Source organism: Burkholderia sp. 9775_39, assembly GCF_015712225.1.
GTDB classification, from domain to species: Bacteria; Pseudomonadota; Gammaproteobacteria; order Burkholderiales; family Burkholderiaceae; genus Burkholderia; species Burkholderia cenocepacia.
Genome location: NZ_JACCQC010000002.1, coordinates 305,348 through 324,057 on the forward strand (window position 1 = coordinate 305,348; position 18,710 = coordinate 324,057).

18 protein-coding genes are annotated in these 18,710 nt (G+C 68.6%); 7 read left to right on the top strand and 11 right to left on the bottom strand.

Annotated elements, in window-relative coordinates; genetic code table 11:
• Nucleotides 1–79 precede the first annotated feature (79 nt).
• From H0X90_RS04170 to H0X90_RS04185, 4 genes are all read right to left on the bottom strand, one after another.
• Nucleotides 80–1,348 (bottom strand): RNA polymerase sigma factor, encoded by a 1,269-nt coding sequence (locus tag H0X90_RS04170; RefSeq protein ID WP_006482940.1) that lies wholly within the window; start codon nt 1,346–1,348, stop codon nt 80–82.
• A complete protein-coding gene (locus tag H0X90_RS04175; protein ID WP_058902855.1) occupies nt 1,345–1,761 on the bottom strand; it encodes a VOC family protein in 417 nt (138 codons plus the stop codon). Before H0X90_RS04175 ends, H0X90_RS04170 begins: the two co-directional genes overlap by 4 nt.
• 25 nt (nt 1,762–1,786) lie before the next feature.
• Nucleotides 1,787–2,206: a YciI family protein gene (locus H0X90_RS04180; protein WP_006482945.1), complete on the bottom strand. Its 420-nt coding sequence runs from the start codon at nt 2,204–2,206 to the stop codon at nt 1,787–1,789.
• A gap of 125 nt (nt 2,207–2,331) precedes the next feature.
• On the bottom strand, nt 2,332–2,685 hold the full coding sequence (locus H0X90_RS04185; protein ID WP_006482933.1) for a YciI family protein: 354 nt from the start codon (nt 2,683–2,685) through the stop codon (nt 2,332–2,334).
• Nucleotides 2,686–2,891: 206 nt separating this feature from the next.
• On the opposite strand from H0X90_RS04185, the gene H0X90_RS04190 reads away from it, so the two are divergent.
• The 4 genes from H0X90_RS04190 to H0X90_RS04205 all read left to right on the top strand — a co-directional run bounded on the left by H0X90_RS04190 (nt 2,892) and on the right by H0X90_RS04205 (nt 7,369).
• Entirely contained in the window at nt 2,892–4,748 is a 1,857-nt protein-coding gene (locus tag H0X90_RS04190) for an ExeM/NucH family extracellular endonuclease (RefSeq protein WP_048988708.1), read from the top strand.
• 297 nt (nt 4,749–5,045) lie between these two features.
• Nucleotides 5,046–5,432 (top strand): YqjD family protein, encoded by a 387-nt coding sequence (locus tag H0X90_RS04195; RefSeq protein WP_006487804.1) that lies wholly within the window; start codon nt 5,046–5,048, stop codon nt 5,430–5,432.
• Between the two features lie 64 nt (nt 5,433–5,496).
• The gene (locus H0X90_RS04200; protein ID WP_077190794.1) at nt 5,497–6,081 is read left to right on the top strand and encodes a YSC84-related protein; all 585 of its coding nucleotides are present in this window, start codon (nt 5,497–5,499) and stop codon (nt 6,079–6,081) included.
• 235 nt (nt 6,082–6,316) lie between these two features.
• A complete protein-coding gene (locus tag H0X90_RS04205) occupies nt 6,317–7,369 on the top strand; it encodes an AI-2E family transporter (RefSeq protein ID WP_006487821.1) in 1,053 nt (350 codons plus the stop codon).
• A 46-nt stretch (nt 7,370–7,415) separates the two neighbouring features.
• On the opposite strand, the gene H0X90_RS04210 is transcribed toward H0X90_RS04205, so the two are convergent.
• From H0X90_RS04210 to H0X90_RS04235, 6 genes are all read right to left on the bottom strand, one after another.
• On the bottom strand, nt 7,416–7,928 hold the full coding sequence (locus tag H0X90_RS04210; RefSeq protein WP_077190795.1) for a thioesterase: 513 nt from the start codon (nt 7,926–7,928) through the stop codon (nt 7,416–7,418).
• 196 nt (nt 7,929–8,124) lie between these two features.
• Complete coding sequence (locus H0X90_RS04215; RefSeq protein WP_006487809.1) at nt 8,125–9,141, bottom strand: NADP-dependent oxidoreductase; 1,017 nt, start codon at nt 9,139–9,141, stop codon at nt 8,125–8,127.
• Nucleotides 9,142–9,178: 37 nt separating this feature from the next.
• Nucleotides 9,179–9,967: an SDR family oxidoreductase gene (locus H0X90_RS04220; RefSeq protein WP_006487835.1), complete on the bottom strand. Its 789-nt coding sequence runs from the start codon at nt 9,965–9,967 to the stop codon at nt 9,179–9,181.
• A gap of 480 nt (nt 9,968–10,447) precedes the next feature.
• On the bottom strand, nt 10,448–11,038 hold the full coding sequence (locus H0X90_RS04225) for a phosphatase PAP2 family protein (protein ID WP_077190798.1): 591 nt from the start codon (nt 11,036–11,038) through the stop codon (nt 10,448–10,450).
• Nucleotides 11,039–11,118: 80 nt separating this feature from the next.
• On the bottom strand, nt 11,119–12,435 hold the full coding sequence (locus tag H0X90_RS04230) for an Nramp family divalent metal transporter (protein ID WP_012493178.1): 1,317 nt from the start codon (nt 12,433–12,435) through the stop codon (nt 11,119–11,121).
• Nucleotides 12,384–13,466 (bottom strand): helix-turn-helix domain-containing protein, encoded by a 1,083-nt coding sequence (locus H0X90_RS04235; RefSeq protein ID WP_077190799.1) that lies wholly within the window; start codon nt 13,464–13,466, stop codon nt 12,384–12,386. Before H0X90_RS04235 ends, H0X90_RS04230 begins: the two co-directional genes overlap by 52 nt.
• Before the next feature lie 496 nt (nt 13,467–13,962).
• Here H0X90_RS04235 and H0X90_RS04240 point away from each other — a divergent pair, with 496 nt between their 5' ends.
• On the top strand, nt 13,963–14,886 hold the full coding sequence (locus H0X90_RS04240; protein ID WP_006487817.1) for a LysR family transcriptional regulator: 924 nt from the start codon (nt 13,963–13,965) through the stop codon (nt 14,884–14,886).
• A gap of 98 nt (nt 14,887–14,984) precedes the next feature.
• On the top strand, nt 14,985–15,386 hold the full coding sequence (locus H0X90_RS04245) for an OsmC family protein (RefSeq protein WP_006487795.1): 402 nt from the start codon (nt 14,985–14,987) through the stop codon (nt 15,384–15,386).
• Between the two features lie 97 nt (nt 15,387–15,483).
• Here H0X90_RS04245 and H0X90_RS04250 read toward each other — a convergent pair whose 3' ends face one another.
• Entirely contained in the window at nt 15,484–16,365 is an 882-nt protein-coding gene (locus tag H0X90_RS04250) for a Dyp-type peroxidase (RefSeq protein ID WP_077190800.1), read from the bottom strand.
• 482 nt (nt 16,366–16,847) lie between these two features.
• Between H0X90_RS04250 and H0X90_RS04255 the strand changes: the two genes are divergently transcribed.
• Complete coding sequence (locus tag H0X90_RS04255; protein ID WP_006487793.1) at nt 16,848–18,710, top strand: ABC transporter ATP-binding protein; 1,863 nt, start codon at nt 16,848–16,850, stop codon at nt 18,708–18,710.

Below are 18,710 nucleotides of genomic sequence, written 5' to 3' on the forward strand. Positions count from 1 at the left end.
TGTCGGGTGCGGGGTGCGAGGCGGACGGTCGGGAAGACGGAGCGCGCGCGTCATGCGTCACGCGTCATACGGCAGCGCGTCACGCATCCATCGCGCGCTTGAGCAGCAATTCGCGCTCACGCTCGTTGCGCGTCAAATCCGCCGCGCGGCGGAACTCCAGCTTGGCCTCGTCGGCGCGGCCGAGCTTCGCGAGCAGATCGCCGCGCACGCTCGGCAGCCAGTGATAGCGCGCGAGCGCCGGATCGTCACGCAGCACGTCGACGAGTTCGAGCGCCGCGGCCGGACCGAACGCCATGCCCACCGCCACCGCGCGATTCAGTTCGACGACCGGCGACGGCGCGACTTCGGCGAGCGCGTCATACAGCGCGACGATCTGCGCCCAGTCGGTGTCCGCCGCCTGCCGCGCCCGCGCGTGGCAAGCCGCGAGCGCGGCCTGCAGCGCATACGGCCCGCGCACGCCGCCGAGCTTCGTCGCCCGCTCCAGCGCCGCGAGGCCGCGCCGGATCAGCAACGGATCCCAGCGGCTGCGGTCCTGGTCGAGCAGCAGCACGGGCCGGCCCTGTGCATCGACGCGTGCATGCATGCGCGACGCCTGTAGCTCCATCAGCGCGACGAGCCCGAGCACTTCGCTTTCATCCGGCGCGAGCCCGGCCAGCACGCGGCCGAGCCGCAACGCCTCGTCGCAGAGCGCCGGACGCATCCAGTCGTCGCCCGCCGTCGCCGCATGGCCCTCGTTGAACACGAGGTAGATCACTTCGAGCACCGACGCGAGCCGCGCCGGCCGCGCATCGGCGGCCGGCACCTCGAACGGCACGTGCGCCGCCGCGAGCGTGCGTTTCGCGCGCACGATCCGCTGCGCGATCGTCGGCTCGGGCGTCAGGAACGCCCGGGCGATCTCGCCCGTCGTCAGCCCGCCGAGCAGCCGCAGCGTCAGCGCGACGCGCGCGTCGGTCGACAGCACCGGGTGGCACGACGTGAAGATCAGCCGCAGCAGGTCGTCGCCGATGTCGTCGTCGCTCGCGTCGGCGAGCGCGTCCGCGATGTCGGGGACGACGTGCGCTTCGAGCGCGTCCATCTCGTGACCGAGCTGGTCGCGCTTCGCCGCATGAAGCGACTCCTGCCGGACCCGGTCGAGCGCGCGGCGCTTCACGGCCGTCATCAGCCAGGCGGCCGGGTTGTCGGGCACGCCGTCGACGGGCCAGTGCTCGAGCGCCGCGACGAGCGTGTCCTGCGCCAGTTCCTCGGCCACGCCGACGTCGCGCACCACGCGCGCGGCGCGCGCGATGATCTTCGGCGCCTCGATTCGCCAGACTGCCTCGATCGCACGATGCGTGGCCTCATGCGTCACGACGCCTGCCCCTGGGCGGACGCATCCAGCGGCATGGCCATCAGCTCCCACGTATGACCGTCCGGATCGGTGAACCCGTGGCCGTACATGTTCGGATACTCGCGCGGCGGCTGCGGCGCGGCCCCGCCGGCCGCCAGCGCCTTCGCGACGAGCCCGTCGACTTCGGCACGGCTGTCGCACGACAGGCACGACAACACCTGGATATGCGTGGCCGGATCGATGATCGTCTTGTCGGTGAAGGTCTGGAAAAACGGCCGCACCAGCAGCATCGCGAAGATCGTGTCGCTGATCTTGATGCAGGCGGCCTGCTCGTTGGTATAGGCCGGCACGACCTCGAAGCCGAGCGCCTGGTAGAACGTCTTCGCGCGCGGCAGGTCGGCTACCGGCAGGTTGATGAAAACCATCTTGTGCATGACGGATACTCCGGTGAGGTGAGATTCAGGCGTGGCTGCGGCCGACGTGGAGATCGCGGAACCGCTCGACCGCGTCGCTCGGCGTGAGGTCGTCGAGCTCGAACAGCGGCCGCACCTCGATCTCGCAGTCGAGTTCGGCGCCGAACGGCGCGGGGAACCGGCGCGTCCATTCGAGCGCCTCGTCGCGCGAGCGCACCTGGATCAGCGTATAGCCGGCGATCAGTTCCTTCGTTTCGGCGAACGGGCCGTCGATCACCGTGCCCTTGCCGCCCGTGTAGCGCACGCGCCAGCCGTGGGCGCTCGACCGCAGGCCGTTGGCGTCGAGCAGCACGCCGGCTTTCGCCAGCTCCTCGTGATAGACCGTCATGGCCTCGACCAGCCGGTTGTCCGGCAACGCGTCGGATTCGCTGACGGCGTTCGCCCGGATCATGATCATGAATCGCATCGTTTACTCCTTGTCGTCGGTGGAAGGCGGCGCCCGTTCCGCGGCGCCTTATCCGGACGACGGGCGGAACACGGCCGGATCGACATGCGCCACGACAAATCAGGGTAAATACCGAGTCGCGACGTTCACAGGAAGCACGGGCCGACCGCGCGCACCTCGACCGTGCACCATTGCGCGGCCGGGCACTGGCGCGCGATTTCGATCGCTTCCTCACGCGTGTCGACGTCGACGAGGAAGAAGCCGCCGACCATCTCCTTCGCCTCGGCGAACGGGCCGTCGAGCAGGCGCGTCTCGCCGTCGCGCACCTGCACGCGCGTGCCGCGCTCGGACCGCTCGAGCGACTCGACGCCGCGCAGCACGCCGCGGGCCTTCAGCGACTCGGCGAAATCGACCATCCGCGCATAGAGCGCCTGACCTTCGTCGAGGGTGCGCTCGGCGCGCTGTTCGGTCGGTTCGACAATCAACAGCATGTAAGACATGGATTTCTCCTGTGGGGACGGGGCGCGGCGGCATGCGCCGGGCGAGCGGCACACGGCGCCCGGTGCGAAAGCGTAACAGCCGCGAGGCGGCTTGCCGCATCGTTGGCCAATCGGTACTGGCCGGACGGCCATTTCGGCCGCAGCCTGACATTTTGCCTTCAAGATGCGGTCCCGAACTGTCGGATTTTGATCCTGTGGACCGTCTCATGTCACGCCCGCTTCCCCTGTTTGCCGTTGCGCCGTTCGTGGCGTCGTCCGTCGGGCTGTCCGTGGCCCTCTGTGCCTGGCCCGCCGCCGCGCTGCCGGTCAGCAGCGGCTGCGGCGGCGCGGCCACGGCGATCGCCGAGATCCGTCGCGCCGGCGGCCCGTCGCCGCTCGCCGGGCAAACGACGTCGATCGAAGCGGTCGTCACCGCGGCGTTCGGTGGCGCCGACGGCCTGGGCGGCTTCTTCGTCCAGCAGGCCGACGCGCAGCGGCGGCGCCGGCCGGGTATCCCGGAAGGCCTGTTCGTCTACGCACCGAACGCGCGCGCGGCGCCCGGCGATCTCGTGCATCTGACGGGCAAGGTCGACGAGCAATACGGCCGCACGCAATTCACGCTGACGGGCGGCATGGCCGTCTGCGCGCGCGGGCAGACGGTCACGCCGACGACGCTCACGCTGCCGGTCGCGTCGCCGGCCGTCCTGGCCGCGCACGAAGCGATGCGCGTACGCCTGCCGCAAACGCTGACGGTCAGCGATACCCACGAACTCGGCCGCTACGGCAGCATCGTGCTGAGCAACGGCCGGCTGCGCACGCCGACCCAGGTCGCGCCGCCGGCCGACGCCGCCGCGCACGCCGCGGCCAACGCACTGAACCGCATCGTGCTCGACGATGGGTCGAACCGGCGCGACCCGGCGACCGTCCGCTATCCGCCGCCCGCGCTGAGCGCCGCCAACACGCTGCGCGCGGGCTACACGGTACGCGGCGTCGAAGGCGTGCTCGAATGGCGCTACGGCACCTGGCGGCTGCAGCCGGTGGCCGGCGCGGCGCCCGTCTTCGATCCCGCCGCGAACCCGCGTCGCGCGGCACCGGCCCGGCATCCCGATGCCGACGTGCGCGTCGTGTCGTTCAACGTCTTCAATTATTTCAACGGCGACGGCCATGGCGGCGGATTCGACGCGCCGGGCAACCGCGGCGCGAAAACGCCCGCCGCGTTCGCGCGGCAGGAAGCGAAGATCGTCGCGGCGTTGCGCGCGCTGCGCGCCGACGTGATCGGGCTGATGGAAATCGCGAACAACGGCCACGGCGACGCGAGCGCCATCCGACGGCTCGCCGCGCAGCTCGGCGACGGCTGGCGCACGGTCGACCCCGGCACCGCGCGGCTGGGTCGCGACGCGATCGCGGTCGCACTGCTATACGACAGCCGCACGGTCGAGCCGGTCGGGCGCGCCGCCACCGTCGCCCTCGGCGGCCGCCATCGCCCGCCGCTCGCGCAGACGTTCCGGCGCATCGGCGGCACGCACGCTTTCACCGTCGCGGTCAATCACCTGAAGTCGAAGAATTGCCCGCACGCGAGCGGCGCCAATCTCGACCAATCCGACGGCCAGGGCTGCTGGAATGCGGCGCGCACGCGGGCCGCCGCGCGCGTCGCCGACTGGCTCGCCACCTCGCCGACGGGCGTCGCCGCCGGCGGCGTGCTGCTGATCGGCGATCTGAACAGTTATGCGAAGGAAGACCCGGTTCGCGCGCTCGAGGCGCGCGGCTATGCGAACCTGGTGGCGCGCTTCGTCGGCGATGCTGCGTACAGCTACGTATTTCGCGGCGAAGCCGGCAATCTCGACCATGCGCTGGCCACGCCGCCGCTCGCCGCGCGCGTGAAAGCCGTGCGGTTCTGGCACATCAACGCCGACGAACCGCTCGTTCTGCAACCCGTGCCCGATTACAAAACGTCCGCGCGCCGGTCGACTTATTACGCACCCGACGCCTACCGCTCGTCGGACCACGATCCCGTCGTCATCGACGTCGCGCTGGACGACGCCGCCGCGCAACCGGCACCGGGCACAAATCGTGCGCATCGATGACGCGTCGAGTAGTGCATTTGCATCAACAACCAACCTGCAACGGCACTATTTACCTGATGCCCCTGGCGACGCCATATTTACCGGACCTTCACTGCGCCCCGCTGCTCGACACGCTGTACCGCCCCGACACGCGAAATTTTTTCAACCGCTGCGCGGCCCCGCGCGACGGGGCTCCCCGGCGATCCTGCCGACGCATTGAAAATTTGTCTCGAAACTCAATCGGATCAAGTGAATCACATCAGTTGCTGCGATTCGTCTTATCTTCAAATTGCCTGGAATCAAAGGAGGATAAACACCATGGCGCTTACCGACTCGATCGAACACAAGCTGGACCGCGGCCTGTCCGACATCCGTCGCACCGGCCGGCGCGTGGGCCGCACGACGCGCTCGGCGGCCCGCGACCTGCATGCCGACGTGACCGACGATCTGCGCGGGCTGGTCGACGAACTGGAAGATCTGCTGAAGAACGATGGCGATGGCGATATCGCCGCCCTGCGCAAGCGCGTGCAATCGCGGCTCGATGAAGCGCGCAGCGCGCTCGACTACGCGTCGGGCAGCGCGGCCGCCCGGCTGCGCGATTCGGCCGAACGCGTATCGCAGGCCGTGCACGACAACCCCTGGCAAACCGCCGGCGTCGTCGCGGGCCTCGCGTTCGTTGCGGGCCTGCTCCTTTCCCGCCGTTGAACGGGGCCGCGTGCAACGCCGCCCGCCCCGCCCGTCATCCATCTGACAACGAAGGAGAACCGCCATGCAGAAGTCCCTCGCCATGAAAGCCGCCGCCGCCGTGATGCTGGGCAGCCTCGCCCTCGCCGGCTGCACGACCACGTCCGGCAAACCCGATAGCGCCACGGCCAGCGCGTCGAAGCGTCAGTCGATCGACGCCAGCGTGAACGCCACGTTGTCGCGCCTGTATTCGACGGTGCCGGGTTCGCGCGACCTGGTCTCGAAAGCACGCGGCGTCCTCGTGTTCCCGAACGTGCTGCAGGCCGGCTTCATCGTCGGCGCCCAGTCCGGCAACGGCGCGCTGCGGGTCGGCGGCAGCACCGTCGGCTACTACAACACGTCGTCGCTGTCGGTCGGCCTGCAGGCCGGCGCGCAGTCGAAGGCGGTCGTGTTCCTGTTCATGACGCAGGATGCGCTCGACTCGTTCCGCAAGTCGGACGGCTGGTCGGCCGGCGCCGACGCATCGGTCGCGGTCGTGAAGGTCGGCGCGAACGGCGCGGTCGACTCCAACACGGCTACCGCACCGGTGGAAGTGCTGGTCCTGACCAACGCGGGCCTGATGGGCGACCTGTCGGTGAACGGCACGAAGGTCACCAAGCTCAACATCTGACGACGCGGTACGCGGCCTCGCGCCGCGTTCGCTTCCCGGCAGCGCCGCGGCCCCGGCCGCGGCGTTTTCGCATGTGTCTCACGCAGCGGCTATGATGGCGGCACCTTTGCGGGCATACTCCGCATGGGCCGCCCGGCGGCGCATTGCGCCGCGAACCCGTGACGTTCGCGAACCGATCGCGCACGGGACAACGAGATTCAATCAAACCACGCATCAATCTGCGCGAATGTCACCCATGGATAGCGGACACGACCACCAAAAATTCTTCTACTTCCTGCTGTTCGCGGTCACCGTCGGACTGTGCTGGATCCTCGCGCCGTTCTCCGGCGCCGTGTTCTGGGGCACCATACTCGCGATCCTGTTCCAGCCCGTGCAACGCTGGCTCGCCGCGCGCTTCGGCAAGCGGCGCAACCTGGCCGCGCTCGTCACGATGTCGCTGATCATCCTGATCGTGATCCTGCCGCTCGTGTTCGTCACGGCGACGCTCGTGCAGGAAATCGCGTACGTGTATCAGGAGCTCAAGGACGCGCAGCCGAATTATTCGCAGTACTTCCATGACATCATTCACGCGCTGCCGACGTCGATCCAGAACCTGCTGCAGAAGTACGGGCTGACCAACATCCCGGGCATCCAGAAGAAGCTGACCGACGGCGCCGCGCAGATCAGCCAGTTCGCAGCCGCCCAGGCGCTCAGCATCGGCCAGAACACGTTCCAGTTCGTCGTGAGCTTCGGCGTGATGCTGTACATGGTGTTCTTCCTGCTGCGCGACGGCGGCGAGATCGGCCGTCGCGTGCGCCGCGCGCTGCCGCTCGACGAAGAACACAAGAACCTGCTGCTCGCGAAATTCACGACCGTCGTGCGCGCCACCGTGAAGGGCAACATCGCGGTCGCGCTCGTCCAGGGCGCGCTGGGCGGCCTGATCTTCTGGATCCTCGGGATCGAGGGCGTCGTGCTGTGGGGCGCGCTGATGGCGTTCCTGTCGCTGCTGCCCGCGATCGGCGCGAGCCTCGTGTGGGTGCCGGCCGCGCTCTACTTCCTGATGATCGGCGCGGTCTGGAAATGCGTGATCCTCGTCGCGTTCTGCGTCGGCGTGATCGGCCTCGTCGACAACCTGCTGCGCCCGATCCTCGTCGGCAAGGACACGAAGATGCCCGACTGGGTCGTGCTGATCTCGACCCTCGGCGGAATGGCGCTGTTCGGCATCAACGGCTTCGTGATCGGGCCGCTCGTCGCCGCGCTGTTCATGGCCAGTTGGGACATCTACGCACGCTCCGAACAGGGCGAATGACGCACGTCCGGCCGCCGGCGCTTCGCACGCCTGCGGAAAGCGCCGGTCAAGGATGACGGATATGGATCAGGACGGGCGCCACGGCGCCCGTTGCTTCATCCGCCGCGACCGTCATCACGCCGCCATACGGGCCGACGCGCTGCACCCGGCCCGGCGCCAGCAGCACGCTTTGCCCGGTATGCGCATCGCGCCACGTGGCACGTACCGCCGTGCCGCTCTCGGGCGCGAACGGCGCGCCGTCGGGCCCGACCAGCGCCACCTGCGCACCGGCCAAACGCCGGCCATGCGCATCGAACCGGACCGTGGCCGTTGCTCTGCCGTCGACCGCCTGCTCCGCGTCGACGGGCACACCCGCCGGGGCATCGAGCGTCACGTCGTAGAGATCGACGAGCGAGCCGGTGAACCGGACGACGCCATCCGACGCGGGCTGCCCAGCCGCCATCGCGTTCGACGCGGCAGCCGACATCGCGAGTACGACACCGAGCCCGAACAGCATCTTCCGCACGACGCCGGCGCCTCCTGCCGTTGCCGTTGCCAACCGCTTCGCGTTGTTCCGCATGGTTCCTCCCCTCTACCGCGTCACCAGAAAAACAGGCGGCGTGACGCGTCGGTCACGCCGCCTGTGTGCTGGCAATCACTGTAGGGAGAGCGGCCCGGACAATATATGGGACAAGTCCTAAACTGCAGCCGAATTGATCGAACTCAACGCGACCGACACCGTCCCGCTGCCCGATGCGACCAAGGTCGCACGCCCGTCACGCGTGCGGATCGACGCGCAGCACGAGCTTGCCGCGATGGTCGCCGTCGAACAGGCGGTTCAGCACGTCAGGGGCGTTTTCGAGACCGTCGGCCACGGTTTCCTCGGCCTTGAGCCGGCCGTCGCGCAGCCAGCCCGCGAGCGTCTGCACGGCTTCGCGGCTCTTGCGGTAGTCGAGGATCAGAAAGCCGCGCATCGTCAATCGCTTCGAGATCAGCACGCCGACGTCGTCCGCCGCGCGGCCGCTGTTGTAGTTCGAGATCACGCCGCACAGCGCGACGCGCCCGCCGATCACCATCCGCGACAGCACCGCCCGCATCACCTCGCCGCCGACGTTCTCGAAGTTCACGTGCACGCCGTCCGGCGTCGCCGCCTTCAGTTGCTGGCGGAAATCGTCGGCCTTGTAGTCGACGGCCGCATCGAAGCCGAGCGTGTCGGTCAGGTAACGGCACTTGTCCGCGCCGCCCGCGATGCCGACCACCCGCGCGCCGTGGATCTTGCCGATCTGCCCGGCGATCGAGCCGACCGAGCCGGCCGCCGCCGACACGACGAGCGTTTCGCCCGGTTGCACCGGCGCGATATCGGTCAGCCCGTAGTACGCGGTCAGCCCGCTCATCCCGCACGCGCCGAGCAGGGTCGGCAGCGGCAGCCCCGACTGCGCGGGCAGCTTCACGAGTTGCGCGGCCTGCTCGGCCGGCACGACCGCGTAGTCCTGCCAGCCGACCAGCCCCTGCACGAGATCGCCTTCCGCGAAACCCGCATGGCGCGACGCGACCACGCGGCCGATCCCGAGCGCGCGCATCACCTCGCCGATCGCGACGGGCGGCAGGTACTGCGGCACGTCGCTCATCCACACGCGGTTGGTCGGGTCCATCGACAGGTACAGCACGCGCACGAGCACCTCGCCGTCGGCGAGCGCCGGCACCGGCGTCTCGACGAGCGAAAAATGGTCGCGGCCGACCCGCCCTTCCGGGCGCGTCTTCAGCAGCAGCTGGCGGTTCACGGGTGTCGACATGATGTTCTCCTCCAATCGTTGTAGTTCGGGATGCGCGTCAGACCGCGCACATGCCGCCGTCGATCACGAGTTCGGCGGCCGTCACGAAACGGCTCTCGTCGGACGCGAGATACACGGCCGCATGCGCGACGTCGTCCGGCTCGCCGAGCCGGCGCAGCGGAATGCCGCGCGCGAGCTTGCGCGTCGCGTCGCGTTCGCCGAGCGACTGGAACAGCGGCTCGACGATTCCCGTGCGAATGAACGCCGGGTGAATCGAATTGCAGCGCACGTCGATCTCGCGCCGCGCGCAGTCGATCGCGATCGACTTCGTCAGCGACGCGACCGCCGCCTTCGATGCGTTGTACGCGGTGAAATCCGGCTCGACCTTGAACGCGGCGACCGACGAGATGTTGATGATCGACGCGGGATGGCTCTCGGCCAGATACGACAGCGCGTGCTTGCAGCCGAGCACGATGCTCTCGACGTTGATCGCCATCACGCGCCGCCATTCGTCCAGCTCGATTTGCGCGGGCGAGCCGATCGAGCCGACGCCCGCATTGTTGACGAGCACCGACAGAGCGCCCATCGCATCGGTCGCCTGCGCGAGCAGCGCCTGCCAGCGCGCTTCGTCGCGCACGTCCTGGGTCGCGGCGAACGCGACCGGCGTCGCGTGGCCCGCGTTGAGTTCCTGCGCGAACGCGTCGAGCACCGCCGCTTCCGCGATGTCGGTCAGGAACACGCGCGCGCCCTGCTCGACCATCCGGCGCGCGATCGCACGGCCGAGGCCGCCGGCGGCGCCCGTGATGTATGCGCACTTGCCAGCGAGGCGCGGAGAAACGATTGTCATGTGACCTGCTCCTGTCGTGAATCGTCGTCGCGGAACGCTGCCGCGACGGGGTTTCCGTGTCGCTTCCAACCGACGTGCGCCGGTCGCCGCTGCGCCGACATGACGGCGCGCCGCACGGATTCCGGGAGTATATCGAGATGAACGCGGCGCGCGCCGGACCGGCCGGGCGGCGTGCCCGCGCTCGAACGACAGCCAGCGTACGCGAATGCCGCCGATCGATGAAATGAATATTCGTTATGCCCGGTCATAGGTACCGTTCATGAGCCGAACGTACCGGCGCCCATCCGCGAACAGCACGGCGCGACCGGTCGGATGGGCTGCGTCGGCTCGTCGACTATCGGGATAACGGGCGTTGCGTTCCGCGTGGGCGAGGAAGCCATCGAGAAGATGATCCGGCGTCGAATCCTGCACCTCGCCGGAAAGCGCCGGACGAACGCCGGCGGCAGGAAAGCGGGCCGCAGCGCCCGCCATCGGCAACCGTCAGAAGCCGTCGCCCGACGGCGCGCGCACGAACGCGCAGAGTTGCGGCGAATGCGTGTCGATCATCTGCTGGAACGGCGCACGGTGCCCGTACGCGATACCCGACACGAGCAACAGGCAGACCGCCGCGACGCGCGGCGAGAACGCGCGCTGCCGCACGCCGTCGTAGCCGCGCAGAAACACCAGCGCGACCAGCGCGCCGAGCACCCAGCCGACGACGACTTCCGGCACGCTGTGCGAGTGATCGAATACGCGGGCAACGGCCGTGATCGCGCCGATGGCCAGCCCGGCCGCGATGCCAGGCGCCTTGCCGTGCCGGAACGCCTGCCACAGCATCGACAGCGCGACCGTCCATACGGACGTCGACAGCATCGTATGGCCGCTGATCACGCGGAAATCGAACTGCGCAAGCTCGATGCCGCAGCCGGCATACAGGATCTTCGTGGCGCCGACGACGCCCATCCCGGCGGCCAGCAGCACGCCCCAGCGGGCGGCGAGGCGCCAGTCGGTCAGCGCGAGCCATGCCGCGCAGGTCAACGCGATCGGCAGGGTCAGCGCGGCATCGCCGATGTTGCTGATTTCACTCCACATGATGGACTTCGGAGACGATCGAAAGACCGCAGTTTACCGCAGGCACGCAGCGTGCCTGTGTCAGCCTGTGACAGGCTGTATCAACCGGCGACACCGGTAATCAACAGCAGGTTCGTGCCGGTGATCACGGCGAACAGCGTCCACGCGGCCACCTGCATCCCGCGCCCGATCGCGTGCTCGCCCATCGTGCGGCGATCGCTGACCGAGCGGATCAGCGGCCACATCGCGAACGGCAATTGCAGGCTCAGCAGCACCTGGCTCCACACGAGCAGTTGCCCGACCGAGCCGTCGCCGAGCCACAGCACGCCGATCAGCGCCGGCACGAGCGCGAGCCCGCGCGTGATCAGCCGGCGCTGGTAACACGGGATCTTCGTATGCAGGAAACCGTCCATGATGACCTGGCCGGCGATCGTGCCGGTCAGCGTCGAGCTTTGACCCGACGCGAGCAGCGCGATGCCGAACAACAGTGCGGCCGCACCGCCCGCGATCGGCGTGATCAGCCGGTACGCCTGCTCGATGTCGGTCACGTTGTGCTGGCCCGTCGCATGGAATGCCGCGCCCGCGACGACGAGGATCGCCGCGTTGACGAGCATCGCGACGAACAGCGACACGCAGGTATCGATGCGCACCAGCGCCAGCGTGTCGCGGATCACGCCGCGCGCACCGCCGACGACGTGCCGCGTCTGCACGACCGACGAATGCAGATACAGGTTATGCGGCATGATCGTCGCGCCGACGATGCCGAGCGCGAGCACGATCGCATCCTTGCGGTCGTGGCCCGGGTCGCCCGGCACGAGGCCGCTCACCACCGCATGCCAGTCGGGCGGCGTGATCGCCACCTGCGCGACGAAGCAGAACGCCATCGTCGCGATCAGCCCGAGCACGATCGCCTCGATCTGCCGGAAACCCTTGCCCTGCAGGCCGAGCACGATCACCGTGTCGAGCGCGGTGAGCACGACGCCCCACGCGAGCGGCACGCCGAGCAGCAGCTTGAACGCGAGCGCGCAGCCGAGCACTTCCGCGATGTCGCACGCGATGATCGACACTTCGGCGGTGATCCACTGCACGACGCGGCCGAACCGGCCGTAGCGGTCGTAGCTGGCCTGCGCGAGATCCTTGCCCGCGACGAGACCGAGCCGCGCCGCGAGCATCTGCAGGAAGATCGCCGCGAGGCTCGAGAACGCGACGACCCACAGCAGCGAATAGCCGAACTGCGAGCCGGCCTGGATATCGGTCGCCCAGTTGCCGGGGTCCATGTAGCCGATCGCGACCAGCAGGCCGGGGCCGAAGAAACGCCTGAGCTTCTGCCAGCGCGGCGCGGCGGCGTCGATCGTGATGCTGCCCTTTACTTCCGACGGGCAGAAAGGGGCGGTGGCGGTAGTGGGGAGGAAGGGCATGGAAACCGGGAATCGAGATCGCGATCCGTCGATTTTACGGGTATCCGTCCCGTTTTATCGTGCGCGACCACGCACGCGTCGCACCCCGCTCCGTCAACGTCGCCGTCGCCGTCGCCGTCGCAACATGCGGCGGCTCGCCCTTCGTCCGGAACGGGCGACGCCGCGCCCTGCGCGAGGATCTTTTCCCGCTCGGCGACGCGAAACTCGGTCGGCGACATCAGCAGCCGCTGCCGAAACAGCTTCGCGAGCCGCTCGCCGCTGCCGAAGCCGGTGCGCCGCGCGACCTTGTCGGCCGGCAGCGTCGTATGGATCAGCATGTGGCACGCCCGTTCGAGCCGCACGTGCTGGACGAACTCGGTCGGCGTCACGCCGATTTCCTTCTTGAAGCGCCGCAGGAAATTGCGCTCGCTCATCGCGGCCGCCTGCGCGGCGCTCGCAATCGAGATGCGGTTCACGCTCTGCGCGCGCAGCCGTTGCGCGGACATCCGGATCGACGGGCTCGCACTCAGTTCGCGGAACGCCCACATCGACTGCGCATAGCGCTGCTCGACCGGCCGCATCATGTTGCTGGCGATCTCCTGCGCGGCACTGTCGCCGAGGTCGACGCGGAACATGTCGAGCGCGGCGGCGAACACGTCGGTCTCGCCGGCCTGCAATTCGATCGTCGTGGTGGCGCGGCGCGCGGCCCTGCCCGGCCGCACGTCGATCGCCGACGACGGCCGTCGCGTGGCGGCGAGCGCGGGCAGATCCATCGCGTCGACGATCCAGCGCGCATGCCGGCGAATGTCGGTCAGGCGCCGCTGCAAGGCGTCGTCCCAGTTGACGGCCGCGCGCTCGCCATGAAGATGAAAGAACGCGAGCGCCCGGCGGCTGTGTTCGTCGCCGAGCGGATCGGCCGCGATGCGCACGCCGGACGACGACTGCAACAGTCCCCCGCTTTCGGAGACGTACTTCAGCTGGTAATCCGCGCTGTACGCATGCAGGCGATTCGCCAGATTGAAAGCTTCGCCGAGGCGCGCGGCCTGGGCCAACGAAAACCCCGTACTCAAATAGATAACGACCCACCGCTGATCTGCTGCATTCACTGGCCAAGCCCCCGACTTGTTCGACTTCTTCTAATACCGTCGAACTGTCAGGCTTATATTTGGTTTGAATGCGTGCGACAGGACGGCTATCCCGAAATATGAAGCGACGGCATCTTAGCCGAACGGGTAGCGCCTTTGGCGCGAAATGGCCGACGGGGACAGCATGATGGCGGATTACTACAGGCTGCTGCCCGCCGCTGGTATGCCGGCACAGAATCGCGTATGCGATGCGGTCGATTATTGCGGCCGTCATGCGCAATGACGGGTGTAATGACAGGCGTATTCGAGAGCGATGTCCATCGGCAAAACAGACGTTCGCGTATCGGCCCGAACGGCATCGACACGCATCGAACGCGCGCGATCGCCGCGCATGTCAACCGGCGCATCCGTTGCCTGCACATCCTTTAGAATCGATCGTCCTTCACCACGCCGCCCGCGCTCCGTGCCCGCCGCTCACCGTCTCGACCTGAACCTGTTTCGCGTGCTCGACGCCGTCTACGTGCACGGCGGCATCGGCGCGGCCGCCCGCGCGCTGCATCTCACGCAGCCGGCCGTCACGCATGCGCTCAACCGGCTGCGCGCGCATTTCGACGATCCGCTGTTCGTGCGCCAGGGCAACCGTGTGGTGCCGACCGAACGCACGCGGTCGATCATCGCGGACGTGCAGCTGCATTTGAAAGGCTTGCAAGGCACCGCGCGCGATCCGGCCGCCTTCGATCCCGCGACGCTCGACCTGAGCATCGCGGTCGGCATTCGCGACGTGCTCGAATCCATCGCATTGCCGCGCATCGTCGCCGCGTTCGCCGACGAAGCGCCGGGCCTGCGGCTCGTCAGCCGGCGCATCGCGGTATCCGACATCGAGCGCGAGCTCGCTTCGGGCAATCTCGACCTCGTCGTCGACCGGCGCGTACAGACCGGCCCGCGCATCGCCACCGAACACCTGCTCGACGATTCGCTCGTCGTCGCGCTGCGCCGCGATCATCCGCTCGCGCGCGACGCGCTGCGACGCAGCGACTATTTCGCGGCGCAGCATATCGCCGTGTCGTCGCTCGGCGAGCCGCAATCGCTCGACGTCCTGCTCGGCAACGACGGACGCTTCCGCGACATCCGGCTCACGTGCCAGCACTATTTCGCCGCCTGCCAGATCGCCGCGGCCGGCGACCTGCTCGTCACGCTGCCGCACACCTATGCGCTGCGCATGGCCGCGCTGCTGCCGATCGTCGTGCGACCGCTGCCGCTGCGGCTCAAGCCGTTTCCGCTGCTCGCGTACTGGCACGAATCGCGCGACACCGATCGCGCGCATCAGTGGGTGCGCGAACGCATCGCCGCGCTCGTGCGCAGCAGCGCCGGCATCGCCGACGCGTAGCAGCGCAGCAGGCGCCCGCGCGAACGGGACGGTATGCTGACGGCTGCACGCCGCCATGCGGCGCCCGCTTTCCTTGATCCGCTTACCGGAGACTTGCCATGTCGCTCATCCACGCCGCCGCCGTCCTCGATGCCGACGCGCCCGACTACGTCGTCCAGTTGCAGGCCGGCACGCATGCGCTGACCGGTGACGAAGCGCCGCGCGAAGGCGGCCAGGATCGCGGGCCGGCGCCGTACGAATTCGTGCTGGCCGGGCTCGCGCAATGCACGGCCGCGACGCTGCGCATGTACATGCAGCGCAAGACGTGGCCGGCCGCGCGCATCGCCGTGCGCACCGAGCTGCATGCCGATCGCGAAGGTGTGCAATACGTGCGCCGCGTCGTCACGCTCGACGGCCCGCTCGACGATGCGCAACGCCAGCGTCTCGCGGAAATCTGCGAGAAAACCCCGGTGACGCAGTTCATCAAGCGCGGCACGCGGATCGAAACGACGCTGAACTGACGCACGCGGCGGGCCGTCCGGTCTGCCGCCTGACAAACGAAACGGGCGGGGCGCGCATCCGTGCGCGCCCCGCCCGTTCATCGATCCCGCCCGGCGCTTACAGTCCGAGCGCGGACAGGTCCAGCTTGCCGTCCTTCATCGGCGGGCACCAGAAATACGCGCCCGTCAGCGGCCGCGTGAAGCGGAACAGGCCGTCGACGATCCCGTCTTCCGCGCCGCTCATCCGGCGCATCTGCACGTCGAACGCGCGGAACGAGCAGCCGAACGCGACGAAGTAGAGGCCCGCGCGACGCGCGTCCGACCACGGCGACGAACGGCGCAGCATGAACGCCTCGGGCTCGAAGCTTTCCTGCGCGGTGCGCTTCACGTGCGCGAATTCGGGTGCGTCGTCGAGTTCCTCGTTGTCCGACCGGCGGCGCCCGATGATGTGGTCCATGTCGCCCGACGCAATGCGCTCCATCTGGTCGAAGTCGTGCAGCCACTGCTGCACCGCGACGAAGCTCGCGCCGTCGAGCCCCGCGCCCTGCCCCGTCACGATCGCCGCGGCCACCGCGTCGTCGCCTTCCGGGTTCTCGGTACCGTCCTCGTAGCCGGACAGGTCGCGATCGTTCGAATAGCGGAAGCCGTCGACGGCCTCCTGCAGCACGAACGCCGGCGCCAATGCGCGCTCGATCGCCCGCGCGCGCAGCACGATCTCGCCGCGATCGTCCGAGCGCAGCCAGACCCAAACGTCGGCCGGCGTCATCGGCAGCGTGCGGTCGTTCACCGCGAACGCCGGGTAGTCGGTCAGGCCCGGCACCGGATGGCCGAGGTATGCAGCCAGCGCGTGCCCGAGACCGACGACCGTGTCGCGTCCGTCGACGATCTCGCGCAGCGCGGCCAGCGCCGCCGCGACATTGCCGTCGTTCGACATCGTGAAAGTGAGGTATCGCGCTGCCGTATCGATCGGAGCCAGGATGCCTTGCTGAACGTCGCTCATCGTTTCCTCGGGAATGGTTCGAAGTGAATCTGTACGGGCCGCCTCGTCGCGCGCCGCGGACGCGCAAGTGTAATCGATGCGCGCGCCGGCCCCGGTCTGCCAGCGCACAACGTCCGCGAAAAGGGGCCAAAACCCCGAATACTAACCGTATCGACGCTGCAACGCCGCATTCGTCAGACGTTGCAGCGTGCGCGGCTGTCCTGATAGAATCCTTGCACGTCTTTTCGGCGTCCTTTCAACCGTTCACTTCAGGGAGGTGCAGATGTTCCGAATGCCAGCCACCTTCCCGAACGTGGTCCCACGGCGCAGCTGATCCAGCCCGCCGTCCGCGCCGGCTCCCGAGTTTTCCGCTGACCCGTCAGCCGCGCTTTTCCCGACAGCCCGTTTCGTTCCGCCCGCGTGTTTCGCGCGGCCCGGCTGTTGCGTTTTCGACGTTCTCCGAACCGGAAAGCCCCGTCGCGCGATGCGCCGGGCAACGATACATGACCAGAAAAACCTCCCATCTGGGCGGCCATGCATTCCAGGCCGTCTTCGGCTTCACCATTCGTTACTGGCGCAAGCAGCCGGCGCGCATCGCCGCGGTCGCGAGCCTCGCGCTGCTCGCCGCGCTCGCCGACGTCCTGACGCCGTTGTTCGCCGGCCGCCTCGTCGACGCGCTGTCGACCGGCCTGACCGACCGCGCCGCCGCGTGGCATTCGGCCCTGGCCGCGTTCGGCACGCTCGCCGCGCTCGGCATCGGCGCGACCGTGCTGCGCCAGGGCGTCTACCTGAACATCATCACGCTCACGCTGAAGATGATGAGCGAGATCGCCGCCGCGTCGTTCCACCGTGTGCAGCGCTTCTCGACCGACTGGCACGCGAACAGCTTCGCGGGTTCGACCGTGCGCAAGATCACCCGCGGGATCTGGGCGCTCGACCTGCTCAACGACACCGTGCTGATCGCGCTGCTGCCGTCGGTCACGATGCTGGTCGGCGCGACCGTGCTGCTTGGCACGCACTGGCCCGTGATGGGGCTCGTCGTCGGCGCCGGTTCGCTGCTGTACATCGCGGTGACGGTCGCGGTCTCGCTCGGCATCGTCGCGCCGGCCGCCCGGCTCGGCAACCTGTGGGATACGCGGATGGGCGGCGCGCTCGCCGACGCGGTCAGCTGCAACGCGGTCGTCAAGGCGTTCGGCGCGGAAACGCGCGAGGAAGCGCGGCTCGCGCGCGTGATCGGCAAGTGGCGGCAGCGCACGCGCCGCACGTGGGTGCGCGGCACGTTCAACGGCGGGCTGCAGGGTGCGATGCTCGTCGCGATGCAGGCCGCGATGATCGGCGTCGCGCTGCGGCTGTGGGTGAACAACGAAGCGAGCGTCGGCGACATTGCATTCGCGCTGACGATGTTCTTCATGCTGCAGGGCTATTTGCGCGACGTCGGCATGCACATCCGCAACCTGCAGCGCTCGGTAAACGACATGGAAGAACTCGTCGCGCTCGAACGCCAGCCGCTCGGCATCGACGATCGCCCCGGCGCGCCGGCGATCCGGATCGGCCAAGGCGAGATCCGCTTCGAGCACGTGACGTTCCGCTACGGCAACCATCCGGTGCCGCTGTACGACGATTTCTCGATGCGGATCGCGCCCGGCGAACGCGTGGGCCTCGTCGGCCATTCGGGGTCGGGCAAGACGACGTTCATCAAGCTGATCCAGCGCCTGTACGACGTGTCGGGCGGCCGCATCACGATCGACGGCCAGGACATCGCGCAGGTGCGGCAGGATTCGCTGCGCAGCCAGATCGCGATCGTCCAGCAGGAGCCCGTGCTGTTTCACCGCACGCTCGCGGAGAACATCGCGTATGCACGCCCCGATGCGAGCCGCGCGGACATCGAGCGCGCCGCGCGCCTGGCCAGTGCGCACGACTTCATCGTCGCGCTGCCGGACGGCTATGACACGCTGGTCGGCGAACGCGGGATCAAGCTGTCGGGCGGCGAACGCCAGCGCGTCGCGATCGCGCGTGCATTCCTCGCCGATGCGCCGATCCTGATCCTCGACGAAGCGACATCGAGCCTCGACAGCGAAAGCGAGCTGCTGATCCAGCAGGCGATGGAGCGGCTGATGGTCGGCCGCACGACGCTCGTCGTCGCGCACCGGCTGTCGACAGTGCGCTCGCTCGACCGGCTGCTGGTGCTCGATCGCGGCAAGGTGATCGAGGAAGGCAATCACGACGCGCTGATCCGCATCGACGGCGGCATCTACCGCCGGCTGTTCGAGCGGCAGGCGCTGGAGCTGGCGAAAGGGCTCGCCGATTCGCCGCGGCGCGTGGCCGATCGCGATGCCGGGCCGTTGGGAGAGCCGGCGGAGGTTTGA

Bases quoted from the DNA above. Each gene is read 5' to 3' on its own strand.
- H0X90_RS04210 (WP_077190795.1), bottom strand. From the start codon at position 7,928: ATGCGGAACAACGCGAAGCGGTTGGCAACGGCAACGGCAGGAGGCGCC.
- H0X90_RS04180 (WP_006482945.1), bottom strand. From the start codon at position 2,206: ATGCGATTCATGATCATGATCCGGGCGAACGCCGTCAGCGAATCCGAC.
- H0X90_RS04190 (WP_048988708.1), top strand. From the start codon at position 2,892: ATGTCACGCCCGCTTCCCCTGTTTGCCGTTGCGCCGTTCGTGGCGTCG.
- H0X90_RS04255 (WP_006487793.1), top strand. From the start codon at position 16,848: ATGACCAGAAAAACCTCCCATCTGGGCGGCCATGCATTCCAGGCCGTC.
- H0X90_RS04205 (WP_006487821.1), top strand. From the start codon at position 6,317: ATGGATAGCGGACACGACCACCAAAAATTCTTCTACTTCCTGCTGTTC.
- H0X90_RS04195 (WP_006487804.1), top strand. From the start codon at position 5,046: ATGGCGCTTACCGACTCGATCGAACACAAGCTGGACCGCGGCCTGTCC.
- H0X90_RS04230 (WP_012493178.1), bottom strand. From the start codon at position 12,435: ATGCCCTTCCTCCCCACTACCGCCACCGCCCCTTTCTGCCCGTCGGAA.
- H0X90_RS04185 (WP_006482933.1), bottom strand. From the start codon at position 2,685: ATGTCTTACATGCTGTTGATTGTCGAACCGACCGAACAGCGCGCCGAG.
- H0X90_RS04220 (WP_006487835.1), bottom strand. From the start codon at position 9,967: ATGACAATCGTTTCTCCGCGCCTCGCTGGCAAGTGCGCATACATCACG.
- H0X90_RS04245 (WP_006487795.1), top strand. From the start codon at position 14,985: ATGTCGCTCATCCACGCCGCCGCCGTCCTCGATGCCGACGCGCCCGAC.
- H0X90_RS04200 (WP_077190794.1), top strand. From the start codon at position 5,497: ATGCAGAAGTCCCTCGCCATGAAAGCCGCCGCCGCCGTGATGCTGGGC.
- H0X90_RS04175 (WP_058902855.1), bottom strand. From the start codon at position 1,761: ATGCACAAGATGGTTTTCATCAACCTGCCGGTAGCCGACCTGCCGCGC.
- H0X90_RS04215 (WP_006487809.1), bottom strand. From the start codon at position 9,141: ATGTCGACACCCGTGAACCGCCAGCTGCTGCTGAAGACGCGCCCGGAA.
- H0X90_RS04225 (WP_077190798.1), bottom strand. From the start codon at position 11,038: ATGTGGAGTGAAATCAGCAACATCGGCGATGCCGCGCTGACCCTGCCG.
- H0X90_RS04250 (WP_077190800.1), bottom strand. From the start codon at position 16,365: ATGAGCGACGTTCAGCAAGGCATCCTGGCTCCGATCGATACGGCAGCG.